This window comes from Pusillimonas noertemannii, assembly GCF_003096595.1.
Lineage (GTDB): Bacteria > Pseudomonadota > Gammaproteobacteria > Burkholderiales > Burkholderiaceae_B > Pusillimonas > Pusillimonas noertemannii.
Window position 1 is genome coordinate 180990 of sequence record NZ_QEKO01000003.1, and the last position, 14515, is coordinate 195504.

Below are 14515 nucleotides of genomic sequence, written 5' to 3' on the forward strand. Positions count from 1 at the left end.
ATTATCAAAATTCTTATACAGCAATTATTGCTTATAGCAATGAATTGGACGAGCAGCATCAGCGGATCAGGCTTTTCCCCCTATTTGTTTCTTGTCAGTCCAGGATTTTCCATTGCCCATTTTTCAAGGTGACCAGGATGCGCGAGCGCTCGTCCGAGCCAAAACGGCTGTCGGGAGTGTAGTTATAGACGCCATGTGTGCCTGCCAGTTCTTTCGTCGAAACCAGGGCCTCCCGAAGTGCGATCCGGAACTCGGGCGTACCCGGTTCGGCATTCTTGACGGCCCGGGCGGCAGCATCCGTTACCAGCAACCACGCGTCAAAGGCATAGGCTGAAATGGCGCCGCTGGGAGGTTCGCCATTTGCTTTTTCATATGCTTTGCGGAATTCAAGCGTAAGCTGTTTGCTGGGGTTGGAGTCTGGAAGCTGGTCGGCTACGACGACGGGGCCGGCCGGAACAATTACGCCCTCGACGGCAGTGCCGCCCACACGCACAAAGTCGGGATTGATGAGGCCGTGTAATCCGTAGAGCAGTCCTTTATAGCCGCGCTCCCTCAACGTCAGGAATGGCAGGGTGCCCGGAGTGCCGGAAGTTCCGGTAACGACGGCGTCTGGACGGGCTGCGAGGATTTTCAGGGTTTGTCCCGTAACAGAAGTATCAACGCGTGCGAAACGCTCGTTGGTTACGACGTCGATGTCCGTACCGGCCAGATTGGCCTTGAGTGCGGCATATACGAGGTCTCCCCACGGGTCCGAGAACCCTATATAGCCTACTTTTTTGATGTTTCCGTTCTTCTTCATGTGCTCTACCAGGGCTTCGACCATTAGCTCTCCGGGTTGCGGCACGGTCAGCATCCATGATCCGGGCTCGCCCTTCAGGTTTGCAGCCGACAAGGCAAGCAGCGGGGTTTTGGTTTCATGCGCCACGGCGGCAATGGCCAAGGCTGCGGGCGTACCCGTGCCTCCTAGAATGGCGTCCACCTTGTCCTCGTTGACGAGCTTTCTTGCATTTCTCGTGGCGGTGGTCGGATCGGACGCATCGTCATATTGAATGACCGTGATTTTGTGCCCTGCAACTTCGGACCTGTATGTGCGAGCCGCCTGCAGGCCATGCACCAGCGGTAGGCCTAAAGAGGCAGTGGGCCCGGTCAGAGAGCTGACGAACCCAATTTTTATATCGGCAAAAGCCGAGGCGCTTGCCGTGCTGAGGGTCAACGCGATCGCCGCGATACCAATTTTTAATGTCATGGTTGTCTCCGTTATAGTTGGAACTGGCTGTTTCCGCTTTCTTAGACGCAATAGAAGTCAAGTAAGCTGGGAACTCGGTCATTGAGAAGAGTGGCGCGTTTGCTGACGACAGACAGCGTTTCGCCTGCAATTTTTAGCTGATAGTCATAAAGCCCGAAGTATGTGTGCTCGGCTTGTGTTCTTAGGCTGTAACTATGGCAAGACCAACTGGCCTGGACCCGCAAGCGTTCCGCATTGACTGGCTCTACGACGGGAGCGCCAACCAGGTGGGCGGTCCTTATCAGCGGAGTTGAAGCAAGGGAGCGACCTGTTCCGACGCGCCACGCTCTATCCGATAAGGCATCTCTCCCTTCGATGTAGATCAAAGATGTTTCATTGTGGGGATCTTGCGTAACCTGGTCTTCAGACGTCCAGGCCGGAACCCAAAAGACCGCGTCGGGCTCATAGAGGGCCAGCCACTCGTCCCATTTGCGGTTGTCGACCAAATTAGCTTCCAGTGCGAGAAATTCAGTGACTTGGGCCAGTACTTCGTACTTGTTCATGCTCAAATGCCTCTTGCGGTTGTCGCCCCAATTGGTTTCCAGGGCGAGAAGCTCTGTGACCTGCGCCAGTGCTTCGTATTCACTCATGCTTAATTCCCTTGCTTTGGCTGGGTGGACAGTAGACGCAGCCATTCGCGGAATGCGTGCTGGTGGCCAGTTTCGTCACCCATGTCAAAGTCGGAATACACCCACGATTGTGGATTGACGCCAAGCTCGGCGGCTTCAGGCGATGCACCATGCTGCAAAACTGCCATACCGCGGGCATAGTCGACCCATGCGTCGGGCTGGTCGACGAGGCCTTGCTGGCACGCTTCGTAGCAGGCCATGTCGTCGGGGTTTGCAATACCCAGGTTCAGAAATTGTTCGCAATGACGGATACGTCGACGGCGAGCCTCGGGATCTTCGCCTTTGGGGCCGATGCAGTAGGTGATCATTTCGGTCTGGTTTGCAGAGATCGGACGGATCAAGGCCAGCAAAGATGCGATGTTGTCCCAAAGCTGAAGGTTGGGATAAATGTTCAGGTTGCGGGTATACAGCATCCATTTGGCACGGACCTCGCCCACACGCTTCACCAGGTCGTCACGCGCAACAAATAGCGGGCGCGCCTCTGGCGTCGGTGTGGGTCCAAACATGACGGCGTGTCCGTTACCCAGGTCGAAGACGCCTCGCTGCAGCTTTGTCCGCTCTCGAGTCAGTCCTACGTAGGCCGATACATTTGATTGCGAGACGGCCTTGCCCGTCTCTTCCGCGACTTTGCGTTGACGATCGAGAACATCAAGGTAGGTGCTGTGAGTAGGCCTGAAGTGGTAGCTGTCAGTACCGTTTTCAATCTGCCATTTCCAGTTGGCGTTATAAGTGAAGGTGACGCGTCCCGGGATAAGCTCGAGGCCGTCGGCTCCCTGGTCCACCACGAGATCGATGAACGCCTTCGAGTCGGCAAGATGCTCGTCCAATGAGGGAACATCGGGGTTCAGGGAACCGAAGATGAACCCTCGATAGTTCCCACACCGGGCTATCGGTTTGAGATCATGGTTGTGATTATCAAAGGCGGGCAGATAAGCGCCGGCTTCTTTGCCATGTACTGCCACAAGCTTGCCCGAACTTGAAAAGGCCCATGCGTGGTACGGACAGGAGTGTATTCTGCGATTTCCTTGCTGCGAACTGGTCAGGAGCGCGCCCCGGTGCGTACAGCTATTGTGCAAGGCGTGAATCTCGCCGTCTGCGTCTCGGGTCAGCAGAACAGCCTGGCGGCCGATGCTTGTCGATATAAAGTCGTGCGGGTTTGCAATCTCTGACTCGTGGCCCAGGAACATCCAGGTGGATTCAAAGATATGCTTCATTTCAAGCTCGAAGATTTCTTCGCTTGTAAAAGCGCTTCCATGAACCCGGAACAGACCCTCTTTGGGCCGGTCGTCCACCAATCGAGCCAGTCGTTCGTTCAACTGAGTTGTCGAACTTCTCTCTTCCAGAATTGCATTCATAAGCTGCCTCACTTCTTGTGCCAAATTGAACGCCCGCCTCGCAGGATGTGTACGGCGGCAACAAGATGATTGTTGATGGCGGTGGGCAGAAGGTCGAGTGAAGTTTCAGCAGGAATGGTGATGCACGGTGTTCATGGCCTGAATTTTATGAATTATTTATTCTTTTAAAACATAAGCTTAGTATTTTTTTTGTTGCGTTCTGGCGAGAAGGGATCAAGGTGCAGGGGGCTTTCATTAGGGAAGAACCCTATGAATACAAGCGATGAAGGCTGGGTGCCGACCGATAAAAAGAACAGCCACGCAGCAGGCGGCAATGCCTACTGTGTGGCCGTTCAGGCCAGACGGCTATATTTGCAGTAAGCCTACTACCCTTGCCCTACCTCATCAGCGAAGGCAGCAGCAAGCTGATCTGGGGGAACGCAACGAGTATGCCCAGTGTGAAGACCATGATCGCCACCAGCAGCCATGTTCCCGCAAATATCTTGGCAAGGCCGACACCAGGCAGCAAGGCATTCAGCACAAACAGGTTCATGCCCACCGGCGGCGATATCATGCCGATCTGCACCACCATGACGATCAGGACGCCAAACCAGACCGGATCCAGTCCCAAGCTGAGGATGACGGGAAAGAACAGAGGAACGGTAAGCAGTATCATCGTCAGTTCTTCCATGACGCTGCCAAGTATCACGTAGACCACCATCATCGCCACGACAACCATGACGGGCGACAGGTTCATTGCCATGATCCAGCGCTGCAAATCGCTTGGCATTGTCGTGAAATTGACGAAATTTGCGAAGATGCCGGCTGCGATGATCAGCACAAACAGCATGGCCGTTGTGCGTGTTGACTCGACCAATACCTCGAACGTCGTCTTGATGGTCAGTCTGCGGCGAGCCAGCGCAAAGAGGAAAGCCCCGGCGGCTCCAAAACCCGCTGCCTCGGTGGCAGTGAACCAGCCGCCATAGATCCCGCCCAAAACGACGACGATAAGAAGGGCGACCCCCCAGATTCCGCGCAAGGCGCGCCAACGCTCGGGCCATGTTGCCCTCTTCCCTGCGGGCGCTTGTTGAGGGTCACGCACCGTCATCCACGTGATGCCGCCCATAAGAAGCAAGGCTGTCAGCAGGCCGGGCAGCACGCCGGCGGCAAAGAGCTTGCCGATGTGTGTCTCGGTGATAATGCCGTAGATGATCATGATGGTCGACGGCGGAAGCATGATTCCCAACGTTCCGCCGGCGGCCAGAACTCCGCTGGATAGAGAGTCGCCATAGCCGAGCCGCTTCATCGAAGGGTAGGCGACCTTGCTCATGGTGGCTGCCGTCGCTACGGACGAGCCGCAAATCGAACCGAAACCGGCACAGGCAATAATGGTTGCATGCGCCAGGCCGCCCCGGATATGTCCTATGAACGCGTAGGCGGCCGAGAACAGTTCATGAGCCAGGCCGGCCTTGGCGACGAAGTTTCCCATCAAGATAAAGAGCGGAATGACCGACAAAGTGTATGCAAAGCCGGTTTCATACACCACTTGCGCCACGCTGGCCAGGGCGGGATGAAAGCCGCGCATATACATGAGGCCGCCGAACCCGACGAACGCCATGGCGAATGCCAGCGGAACGCGGATGATGGCGAGGATGAAGATCGCGACAAAGCCTATCGTTGTTTCAATCATAAGACGGCCCCTTGACCCTCAACATGCTCTTCGGGCTCATGCCCCAGTTTCAACAAGTGAACGATTCCCGTAATGACGCACATGACGCTCATGCCATAAATAAAAGGGGCCTTAAGAATGCCCAATTGAGCGGTGGTTTCCCCGTTATGGCTGAAGTCTTCGCCCACCTGCCACATGAGAACACCGACGCCGATCAGTAACGCGGCACATATGACCTGCACGATGTTGAACTGGATGGTGCGAAGAAGAGGTGGGGTGTGTGCATCCAGGGCATCGAACTCTACGTGTTCTTCCCGCTCTGACACTAGGGGGAGCCCCGCAAAAATTACAACGACCATCAAAAGCTCTGTCAGTTCCAAAGCTCCCGGAATCGAGTTATGAAGAAATTTTCGGCCCAGGACATCGAAGAATGTCAATCCCATGATGGCAAACAGCGCCAGGGCGCTAAGCGCCTCGCAGCTGCCAAGTAGTTTTTTTCTCATATTGCGCCTGTCTCCTTACGGCTCCTTTGATCGGGTTTAGCATCGCCAGCGGCGGCGGCAAGCCCTAACCGCCGCCATCGCTGAATCAAGCGCAGCCTTCGATGAAAGGCCGCACCGCGGCGTTGAACTCATCGGGCTTTTGCCAGTTCACATAACGGGCTGCGCCGGGGATTGAAGGCGCTTCTTTGAAGTTCTTCATGTTGGCGAGCGTCTCGGGGCAGTCGAGGTAGGGGTCGTCGGCGCCGCAAAGCCCCAGCACCGGAATGTCGAGCTGACTGAATCTGGGAACGAGATTGGGCACTGAGTGGCCGAACTCGAGCATGCCGCGCTTGTAATGTTCAAGCGGGTGGCTTGCCATCATTTGGATGACCTTTTCGCGGAAAGGCCCTTCTTGTTTGGGGATGACCCTGTAGATGTTATGGCCGCCTTCGCGGCGCAGCAGGTCGATCATCGCCTCGCGGCCTTCATGCTCTAGAACCGGCGCAACGCGCTCGGATGCCGCCCGCCAGACCTCCATGTATCGGGGGGCGTCGTGCAGTTCGCTCCAGGCGCCAAGCACCATTCCTGCGACCTTGTCGGGATTATCAATGGCGTATTGCACGGCCACCGTGGTACCGAACGCCAGCGCAACGATGACGGGGCGTTCGATGCCGAGTTCTTTGATAAGGGCTTCGAGGTCTTTCGCCTGGTTGACCAGGGAGAACCCGTAGTCCGTCCACTCGGTTCCCTTGTGTCCGCGCCGGTTGTATGTAAGGCAGCGGAAATCACGTGAGAACTCTTTGATCTGGTGTTCCCAATACTGCATGCCGTGAATTTCGCCGTGAATGAAGACGATGTCGCGGCCCTTGCCGGCAAGCTCATATTCGAAGTTGCAATTATTGACTTTGATGGAAGGCATTCTATGCGTCCTTTTGGTGGGTGAACTGTGGCAACAATGCATTTGCCGGAAGACTGGGGTCGACTACTTTCTGGGCAGACTCACGACCCGCAACAGGCAGCCCGGCAGGGTCTAGAAGGCCGATCTGTACCAGGACAGACGCCTGGTCCCAGTAGATATGCTCGTGCATAAGCTTGTCGCCCTTGAACGTGATGATGCCGACCAGGGGTACTTCGACGTAACGTCCTGTGGGGGGTATGCCCGGCAGCATCCATTCAACCTCGCGGTCGTGGGTAAAGCACATAATGCCTTCGTTCACGACGCGATCGACACCCACCGTTCTCGAAATGGGGATCGTATGCATGTCGGCGGGGTTATTGGGTATGAAGTGGTCGCGATAGAAGCGATGGAGCTCGATCTGGCCGTAGCCGCCGATCAGGGTGGGAACATGATTGACGTAAGGCTCGGGAACCATGGTCGCCATGGTCGCGTCGGCGTCACGCGTGACGAACTCGCAGGCTCGGTGCGCTTCCCAAAGCGCGTTCAAGTCATACCAGGGCCCCAAAACTTTCCGTAGAACGCCCAGGCTGCGGCTATACGCCATTCCTGCCGCGGGCGCGTCGTAGACGGCTCGCTGGGTGTCTGCAAAGCCGTGGTCGACACCGTCATAGACGTGTACGCGGGCTTCGCGGTTTGAGGACAAGGCCTCGACAACCGCCTCGATTGCGGGCGCCGGTGAAAGCGGATCGAGTTCTCCGTAGTGCACCACCACCGGTACCTGGGTTGTCGCGAGTTTCTCCAGATGATTATGCAGCGCCACAGGATAGTAGGCGACCGCGCAACTGACATAGCCAGCCGCCGCAGCGAGCACGGAAAGACGGCCGCCAAGGCAGAAACCCACCGTGCCTATCTGCCCCTGACACGCCGGGTGGTTTTTGAGGGTTTCGACCGCATCGCGTATGTCGTCCATAACCAATTGCTGATCGAGGCGCTTGGCGAGGTCTCGTGCGTGAGCCACGTCTTCTTTGGAGAAGCTGAGCTCAATGCGCGGCTGCAGGCGCCAGAACAGATCTGGAACAAGCACAACGTAGCCTTCTTGCGCAAGGTTGTCGGCCACGGCCCGCAGACCGGCCGTTACACCAAAGATTTCTTGGCACAGGACGATGCCCGGCCCCCGGCCCTTCGGCGGAAGGGCGAGATACCCCTCCATTGCGCCGCTTCCTGCGCATTGCACAGTAATCCACTCATTCGTCATTCGAGGTTCTCCTGGGTACATGCTTTCGCCGTCTGCATTCAGCTTGGGAGAGTGCATTCGGTCTCTTTATAGTCCGTTGAGCGGACTCGTTTTTCAATTATAAGAATCGAGTTTGTGTTGGTCAACGATGAATTTTATTAAACAGGCAGCTTGGTCTTCTCTTTGAATGGCTTATAACCGTACTAACCCTTGCTTTGTTTCCATTGACTCACTCATGCTCAAAATTTATAATGGCGTTTATGTCCGTGTAGCGGACAATAATTAGGCTGAAAATTATTTTATAACTACTTGAAGATGGACCGGTGCGCTTCCGCCCCTATTTTCGATTACCCGGAGACGACAATGAAAAAATCAATTTTGACGCTTGGCCTGGCAGGGCTTATTGGCATGCCTGCCGCATACTCACAGACCGTGCTAAGCGTCTCTAACTGGACAGGCCCCGGCCAGACGACCGCCGTGAAAGAATGGTGCGACACACTGGAAAGCAACTCTAAAGGCCAAGTCAAGTGCAACATCCTTCCGCGGCCTGTCAGCGCGCCTCCCGGTAGCTTCGATGCGGTGCGCAACGGGGTCGTGGATATCTCGCTGACCGTGCATGGATATACTCCGAATCGTTTCGTGTTGACGCAGATCGCCGAATTCCCGTTTCTGGGGGACGACGCGGAAGCCACCTCGGTAGCCTACGATCGCATCGCCTCCAAGTACCCACAGTTCGGCGCAGCCCATGAAGGCGTCCGCGTGCTGGGCTATTTCACACACGGTCCGGGCATGGTCTTCAATAGCCAAAAGAAAGTCGCCTCCATCGAAGATTTTCAGGGGCTGAAGCTGCGGGTCGGGGGTGGAATGGTGAACAAAATAGCCCAGGCCGTCGGCATCAATGCAACCCTCAAGCCCGCATCAGAGGCCTATGAACTGGTTTCCAGCGGCGTCATGGACGGCACGCTTTTTCCGGCCGAATCCATCGCCGCGTACAAACTCGAAGACACCATCAAGTACGCCACATCATTTCCGGGCGGCCTCTACAACACCAGTTGGGTGTTCATGATGAATCCCGCGACCTATGAAAAACTTTCCGCCGAAGAAAAGAAAGCGGTCGACTCTGTATCCGGAGAAGTGGTGGCGCGTATCTTCGGGCGGATGTGGGACAGGCTTGATAAGGCAGGCCATGAAGTCATGCAGAAGGCGGGAGTCGAGGAAACCCAGGCCGACGAAAAATTCGTGGCGGATGTCAAAGCCAAGACCGCATCGCTTGAACAAGACTGGGCTCAAGCGGCCGAAGCCCAGGGCCTGAAAGAACCCTTGAGCGTACTCGCAGAATTCCGCAAGACGATTGCAGAGCTGCAATGACAGCGCGGGAGGAGTTTCGCTAGGGATGGCCAGAAATGACAACAAGTTGGGACCGTAGTGAAAGGCGATAAAACACAGCAAGGCCAGCGTACGACGCAAAGGCGTCCCGCTGTCCATTAAGCCGACGGAGACATATACATGAAATACAAGAACTTGCTTACTGCTGGGGCGCTGGCATTCGCGTTGACGCCTGCCGCGGCGCATGAGGTGCGTATCGGCTTGGTTACGACACTTTCGGGGCCAGTGGGGGCGCTCGGACAACATGTTCGTGACGGTTTCGCCCTGGGAGTCGAGGAAGCGGGCGGCAAGCTAGGTGGTCTGGACACCACGGTGATCGTAGAGGACGATCAGCTAAAGCCCGAAGCGGGGCGTCAAGCCACCAACAAGCTAATTGGGCGGGACAAGATTCACATCCTGACCGGGCCTGTTGTATCGAATGTAGCCATGGCTTTGGCCAAGCCGGCCCAAGACAGCGATGTGATCTTTATCAGCCCTAACGCAGGGCCTGCCTTGCTGGCTGGCAAGCTTTGCTCCCCCAGTTTTTTTACCACAGCTGGGCAAAATGATCAGTCGCACGAAGCCATGGGGGCATATCTTCAGCAGCAAGGCATCAAGAACGTCTATTTGATCGCGCTCAATTACAACGCCGGTAAAGAGGCGCTAAGCGGCTTCAAGCGAATGTATAAGGGTGAGATCATCGATGAAGTGTATGCGGCACAGACTCAAATGGACTTCTCTGCCGAGATCACTCAGATACAGGCGGCAAACCCCGATGCCGTCTATGTATTTATGGCTGGCGGAATGGGCATAAATTTTGTCAAGCAATATGCCCAAGCGGGTCTGTCGGACAAGATTCCCTTGTATTCCGCATTCGTTATCGACAGTATCACATTGCCCGCTATTGGCGAGGCGGCAGTCGGAACCTATCAAACCAACTTATGGAACGCCGATCTGCCCAACGCCGCCAATAAGCAGTTCGTCGAGCGTTTTCGCGCCAAATTCGGGTACGAGCCCTCAAACTTTGCAGCCCAATCGTATGACACGGCGCGCTTGATTGACAGTGCATTGCGCAAGACTGGTACCGCCGACGACAAAGATCTGCTTATCGCTGCACTTCAAGAGGCCAGCTTTGATTCTGTGCGTGGGCCGTTCTCATTCAACGTCAACAACTTTCCCATCGCCAACTTTTATCTACTGAAAGTCGTGAAGGACGACGATGGAACGATTAGACAGGTAACCGAGAAGATCGCCTTGGAAAAAGCCAAGGATGCCTACTACACCGAATGTGAAATGACGTGAGTTAGGCTAGGCCGGCTAGTGTGAGATCTTGCCGCCACGGCCCTCAGGTGTCGCCAGCGCGCCATCAGCCGAACAGGTTGATGGCGCATATTCTTCAAGCAGGCGTCAAAGCCCTGTTTCGTCGGGCTGGAAGCCCAATGAGCGGGAAATGTGCGATGCCTCCGACATCAGCAGGTTCGCATACGATGTGACCGCCTTGGCATCAATGCGAACGCTGGGGCCGTAAAGCGCCAGTGAGCCGACGACTTCTCCGGAGGCATCGAAGAATGGGGCTGCAATGCTTGTCGCGCCGCGTATCTGTTCATCCTGGCTTACGGCGTAACCTCGTTTGCGGGTGCGCTCGAGTTCTTTAGTGTATGCGGCGACATCGATCTGTGCGTCTTGGGTCAGTTGCCGCAATTGCCTGGCATCGAGCGCTGAGTGGGCGGCTATGGCTTTTCCGCTGGCACCCGAGATCAGGCTGTTGTGAAAGCCGACGCCCCGTCTGAAGCTTAATGGGTGAGGGCTTACGAGCTCGGCGACGCAAATCCGGGAATCGCCTTCGCGCACAAAAAGCCCCACGGTTTCGTTGCTAACCTCCCAGACACGCCGCATCATGGGCAGTGCCGCGGCAGCGGGGTCGTTGCTGGACATCCAGACATGGGCCAGGCGGGCAACTTGGGGCCCCAGCCTGAACTTCTGCGGATCGCCGGACGACACCAGATAACCGTTGACTTCAAGCGTATGAAGCAGCCGGTACATGGTTGGCCTGCTGAGGTCGACGCGCTTTACGAGTTCGCCAGGAGACAGCTCGAAATCGACTGGGCTGAATGCCGAGAGGATTTCAAGCGCTCGGCCGACTGCTCTGACGCTTTCGCTAGCTTTCTCTACTGCCGCCATTTCACAAACTCCTTGCTGATTAGCATGTGGTTTAGCCCAAGGGGACGGTGAATAATGATTATATTCCAATGAAATGAGAAGAATATCCATTATGCAGACAGTGGGGGCAGAGCAAAAAAAAGCCGGCCATATGGCCGGCACTATGCTCCGATTACTGTCGCGGCACGGTTTTTACGCGTGCATTCTTTACAGAATGGTGGTCAGCATTTTCGCCGAGAGCACGTTTTCGGCAAGCTTGATTTCACGGCGCAGCAGAGACCAGGCTCCGCCAGAGTTGCGCAAAACGTCGTTGCGGCGCGCCGCAAGCACGATGTTCTCGTACTGGTTGCGATTCTGGCGAACCAGTATTCGACTGGAAACGCCGATTTCACGCTCGCCATTGGCCTCATCCACGGATGTGACATACACGTTGGATACGAAATGCACCACCCGTGAGACGGGCTCTTCGGCCCAATGCGCTCCGGTACGGATTTGTTCGATGCGCTTGCCCATCGTCCATTTTCCTTCCTCGAACCAGCTGATGTCGATGCCTTCGCGCGTGGCCTCGCGCTGCTCCAGTTCGTTGTGGCGCGCGTTGCGCAGAATCGGCATGAAGTAGACAAGATCTTCGTGCAGGGTGTCGAGCCAGTCTTCATAGAGCCTGGCATCGAGCAGGTCGGCTTCACGATATAGGAAGCGCTCGGCCTCCCAGGTAAGTTCGCGCAGTTCTTGTCGATTTGCGATGGGGGTTTCTATAACGCTCACGCCTTGCTCCTGTTCAGTTCAACAAAGACGGGATCATGGTTGCCCATCAGGTGGTCCCAAGGTTTCTCGTCCATGTAGTCGGTCCAGCGCGTGTAGAAGGTGCGCGGGTTTTCTTCGGAAATCTGGGTCGACACATTGCCCGCCAGCATTTCGTGCGGGCCGGCCTGCCCCAGCGATTGCTGGTAGTTGTAGGGATAGCGGCGCGCGATCGGACCGGCGCTGGCTTCAGTAGCCATCTGCCAGTTTTCAATGTCGTCCGACTCGGTCATTCCGGCGGGGCCTTGGTATCGCATGAAGAAGTGCCGCAGAATGTCTCGCACCTCTTTGGGCGCCTGCTTGTCGATCAGGTACCACTTCCAGATTTCTGTGTGCATCGGTCCATGGGGGTGAAACACGGTGATGGAGCGGGGCTGACGTCCGTTGAAGCCCATGTTGGGGAATATGGTGCCTACGAAAGGTAGCAAGCGAGACCTGTCGCCCATGCGCTCTTGGCGTTCTTCGTAGCACTGGCGAAAGTAGCGTTCAACTTCGGGATTGTCCTGGTACGCCTCGGCATAGGGGAGCATGCTGGGTTGAATGGCGGAATGGGCGCCATGGCCGGCCGGGAAATTGACCCAGACGTGCTGGGCGCCTGCAAGCTCGTCATCGCGTCGGCCCTTTTTGCCCGATTGGGCACTGGGACCGATGCCGATTTCGTCTACAGAGCGATGGCTGGGGTTGTGATAGGTGTCGCCCAGGAAGTTCTCGGCGCCCACCTTCCAGTTTGCGGGGATGATCCATTTCTGGACGCCGGCGAACACCTCGGTATCACCCGGAACGCCGTTGAGTCCGTCCAGGGCGAGGTCCAGATGTTCTTTGGCATCGCCTAGATACTCTAGCAAAGGCGGTGCGTCTTTGTCCCAAGTTGCCCAGACCGTGCCTTTATAGTTGGCCAGTTGCGCAACTTCGATCAGCGACCATTCTTCTTTGTCGAGATGTTCTTCATAGAGCGCGCCGTACATCGGCACGCCGAATAGCTTGCCTTCGGTGGTGTAGCTCCAGGCGTGATAGGGGCAGACGAACTGCTTGGTATTGCCTTCGTCATACTGACAGACCTTCATGCCCCGGTGGCGGCATGTGTTGAGGAAGACGTGGAGCTTTCCTTTTTGGTCGCGGCACAGAATGACCGATTCATTGCCCATGCGGGATGTAAAGAAATCGCCCGGGTTCTTGACTTGGCTTTCGTGTCCTACGAATAGCCAGGCTTTTGTGAAGACGCGTTCAAGCTCGGCCTTGTAAATGGTGTCGTTGGAAAAAATTTCACGGCTGATGAGGCCGGCTTCGCGATCGACATAGTTCGCAAACGGCTTCGCAGGGGTGGTACGCAGGTCGTTGCTTTGAATGAAAGGGGCTTCTTGCTTCATGGGCGTGGTTTCCTCGTGAGTCATTTTTAACCAATGAATTTCTCGACGTACAGTTGTCGGGCGGGAATGCGTTTGGCCTTCAGGATGCCTTTGACGGCATCGATCATGGGGGGAGGGCCGCAAGCGTAGATGGAAGAGGAGCGGTCGATCGATAGCTCGTCCAGCAGCTCGGTGACGCGTCCTTGTCTGTAGGGGGAGGTGTCATCGACTTTGTCGCACGACACCTGGATGGACAGCCCTGGCAAAAGACTTTTAAGTTGCTCGAGACGATCCAGCTGGAACAATTGGTTCTCGTGGCGCGCCCCGACGAGTAGTTCGATGGGTGTGGCGCGGATATCGGCTTGCTTGGATTGAGCGATCTGTTCAAGCATGGAAAGCAAAGGCGCAAGGCCGGTTCCGCCGGCGACCATGATCTTGGGCTGTGTGTCGTCCCGTAGGTAGAACGTGCCGCGTGGCGCACTTAGTTCGACGCTGTCGCCGACGTTCGCGGACGACAGCCAGTCGGAAAACAGGCCGTTTTGCTGCAGGGCAATGTAGAACGTCAGCAGCTTCTGGCCGGGAGGGTTCGCCATCGAGAACGACCGGTGGAAGTCTCCGGAAGGCGTGATATTAACGTACTGGCCTGGGAGGAATGCAAGGGCGTCCTGGGTTGTCAGCGTAAGCGCCATGGTGTCGGCGGCGACCGTTTCTATGCTTTCTACGACGGCGGTGCTGCCCGCTTCCGAGGCGGCCAGGGCGTCATCGCCGGAGTAGGGCAGTTCGATGACGGCAGCTTCTGTGGCGCGAGCCCTGCAAACGAGCACGACGCCGCTTTGCTGCTCGGATTCGGTGAGTACGGCGGGGCTGAACTCATCCATTTCGACCGTGCCGCGGGACACCCGGGCCTGACAGGTTCCGCAATTGCCTTCTTCGCAGTCGGTAAGCAGTTGAATGCCGCGCTCTCGGGCGGCTTCCAGAACTTTTGTACCGGGGGCCAGGTGCAAAGTGTTGGTGTGTCCGTCTGAGAAAACGAGTTGTACTGGGATCGACATGATTGAGTCCGCGGTGTGCGACTGGCTTACGGCCATACCCTATGCGGCCTATTTTTCCGTAATGTCCATTGTGTGGTCTGTAGTCTCAAATTATACAGGTTCAATGTTTGACGTCAAGAGCTCTTATAAATCCAGATGGCACAGCTTCAATAAGGGAAGAAGCTTGTATTGAGCCTGGATGGACTACATTGATTTATACGCTTGAATTTATATTATATGTCCGTCTGGTGGACGTTATTTTGTTGGGAGATGGGTCATGC

13 protein-coding genes are annotated in these 14515 nt (G+C 56.0%); 2 read left to right on the forward strand and 11 right to left on the reverse strand.

The window, feature by feature from the left end; all coding sequences use genetic code 11:
- Window positions 1-94 precede the first annotated feature (94 nt).
- The 7 genes from C7440_RS11970 to C7440_RS12000 form a co-directional block, all read right to left on the reverse strand.
- On the reverse strand, window positions 95-1246 hold the full coding sequence (locus C7440_RS11970; protein ID WP_116518693.1) for an ABC transporter substrate-binding protein: 1152 nt from the start codon (window positions 1244-1246) through the stop codon (window positions 95-97).
- 41 nt (window positions 1247-1287) lie between these two features.
- The gene (locus tag C7440_RS11975) at window positions 1288-1875 is read right to left on the reverse strand and encodes an aromatic-ring-hydroxylating dioxygenase subunit beta (protein ID WP_165832565.1); all 588 of its coding nucleotides are present in this window, start codon (window positions 1873-1875) and stop codon (window positions 1288-1290) included.
- Window positions 1876-1877: 2 nt separating this feature from the next.
- Window positions 1878-3269, reverse strand: coding sequence for an aromatic ring-hydroxylating oxygenase subunit alpha (locus C7440_RS11980; protein WP_116518695.1), 1392 nt, complete (start codon window positions 3267-3269; stop codon window positions 1878-1880).
- Window positions 3270-3645: 376 nt separating this feature from the next.
- A complete protein-coding gene (locus C7440_RS11985; RefSeq protein WP_116518696.1) occupies window positions 3646-4938 on the reverse strand; it encodes a TRAP transporter large permease in 1293 nt (430 codons plus the stop codon).
- Window positions 4935-5420 (reverse strand): TRAP transporter small permease, encoded by a 486-nt coding sequence (locus tag C7440_RS11990; protein WP_116518697.1) that lies wholly within the window; start codon window positions 5418-5420, stop codon window positions 4935-4937. The genes C7440_RS11985 and C7440_RS11990 overlap by 4 nt, the downstream gene beginning before the upstream one ends.
- 85 nt (window positions 5421-5505) lie before the next feature.
- Window positions 5506-6318 (reverse strand): alpha/beta fold hydrolase, encoded by an 813-nt coding sequence (locus C7440_RS11995; RefSeq protein ID WP_165832566.1) that lies wholly within the window; start codon window positions 6316-6318, stop codon window positions 5506-5508.
- Window position 6319: 1 nt separating this feature from the next.
- Window positions 6320-7552: a dienelactone hydrolase family protein gene (locus C7440_RS12000; protein ID WP_116518699.1), complete on the reverse strand. Its 1233-nt coding sequence runs from the start codon at window positions 7550-7552 to the stop codon at window positions 6320-6322.
- Between the two features lie 342 nt (window positions 7553-7894).
- Here C7440_RS12000 and C7440_RS12005 point away from each other — a divergent pair, with 342 nt between their 5' ends.
- Together C7440_RS12005 and C7440_RS12010 are read left to right on the forward strand one after the other, a co-directional pair.
- Complete coding sequence (locus C7440_RS12005) at window positions 7895-8899, forward strand: TRAP transporter substrate-binding protein (protein WP_116518700.1); 1005 nt, start codon at window positions 7895-7897, stop codon at window positions 8897-8899.
- 138 nt (window positions 8900-9037) lie between these two features.
- Entirely contained in the window at window positions 9038-10198 is a 1161-nt protein-coding gene (locus tag C7440_RS12010) for an ABC transporter substrate-binding protein (RefSeq protein WP_116518701.1), read from the forward strand.
- Between the two features lie 105 nt (window positions 10199-10303).
- On the opposite strand, the gene C7440_RS12015 is transcribed toward C7440_RS12010, so the two are convergent.
- From C7440_RS12015 to C7440_RS12030, 4 genes are all read right to left on the reverse strand, one after another.
- Window positions 10304-11077 (reverse strand): IclR family transcriptional regulator, encoded by a 774-nt coding sequence (locus tag C7440_RS12015; protein WP_116518702.1) that lies wholly within the window; start codon window positions 11075-11077, stop codon window positions 10304-10306.
- 186 nt (window positions 11078-11263) lie between these two features.
- Complete coding sequence (locus C7440_RS12020; RefSeq protein WP_207775404.1) at window positions 11264-11821, reverse strand: 3-phenylpropionate/cinnamic acid dioxygenase subunit beta; 558 nt, start codon at window positions 11819-11821, stop codon at window positions 11264-11266.
- The gene (locus C7440_RS12025) at window positions 11818-13224 is read right to left on the reverse strand and encodes an aromatic ring-hydroxylating oxygenase subunit alpha (RefSeq protein ID WP_116518884.1); all 1407 of its coding nucleotides are present in this window, start codon (window positions 13222-13224) and stop codon (window positions 11818-11820) included. The genes C7440_RS12020 and C7440_RS12025 overlap by 4 nt, the downstream gene beginning before the upstream one ends.
- A gap of 26 nt (window positions 13225-13250) precedes the next feature.
- On the reverse strand, window positions 13251-14255 hold the full coding sequence (locus tag C7440_RS12030) for a 2Fe-2S iron-sulfur cluster binding domain-containing protein (RefSeq protein WP_165832567.1): 1005 nt from the start codon (window positions 14253-14255) through the stop codon (window positions 13251-13253).
- Window positions 14256-14515 lie beyond the last annotated feature (260 nt).

What these genes read in the sequence shown, in the direction of transcription:
- C7440_RS12015 (WP_116518702.1), bottom strand. Translation starts at nt 11,077, where the DNA reads ATGGCGGCAGTAGAGAAAGCTAGCGAAAGCGTCAGAGCAGTCGGCCGA.
- C7440_RS12025 (WP_116518884.1), bottom strand. Translation starts at nt 13,224, where the DNA reads ATGAAGCAAGAAGCCCCTTTCATTCAAAGCAACGACCTGCGTACCACC.
- C7440_RS12000 (WP_116518699.1), bottom strand. Translation starts at nt 7,552, where the DNA reads ATGACGAATGAGTGGATTACTGTGCAATGCGCAGGAAGCGGCGCAATG.
- C7440_RS11995 (WP_165832566.1), bottom strand. Translation starts at nt 6,318, where the DNA reads ATGCCTTCCATCAAAGTCAATAATTGCAACTTCGAATATGAGCTTGCC.
- C7440_RS12005 (WP_116518700.1), top strand. Translation starts at nt 7,895, where the DNA reads ATGAAAAAATCAATTTTGACGCTTGGCCTGGCAGGGCTTATTGGCATG.
- C7440_RS11980 (WP_116518695.1), bottom strand. Translation starts at nt 3,269, where the DNA reads ATGAATGCAATTCTGGAAGAGAGAAGTTCGACAACTCAGTTGAACGAA.
- C7440_RS11990 (WP_116518697.1), bottom strand. Translation starts at nt 5,420, where the DNA reads ATGAGAAAAAAACTACTTGGCAGCTGCGAGGCGCTTAGCGCCCTGGCG.
- C7440_RS11985 (WP_116518696.1), bottom strand. Translation starts at nt 4,938, where the DNA reads ATGATTGAAACAACGATAGGCTTTGTCGCGATCTTCATCCTCGCCATC.
- C7440_RS11970 (WP_116518693.1), bottom strand. Translation starts at nt 1,246, where the DNA reads ATGACATTAAAAATTGGTATCGCGGCGATCGCGTTGACCCTCAGCACG.
- C7440_RS12030 (WP_165832567.1), bottom strand. Translation starts at nt 14,255, where the DNA reads ATGTCGATCCCAGTACAACTCGTTTTCTCAGACGGACACACCAACACT.
- C7440_RS12010 (WP_116518701.1), top strand. Translation starts at nt 9,038, where the DNA reads ATGAAATACAAGAACTTGCTTACTGCTGGGGCGCTGGCATTCGCGTTG.
- C7440_RS11975 (WP_165832565.1), bottom strand. Translation starts at nt 1,875, where the DNA reads ATGAGTGAATACGAAGCACTGGCGCAGGTCACAGAGCTTCTCGCCCTG.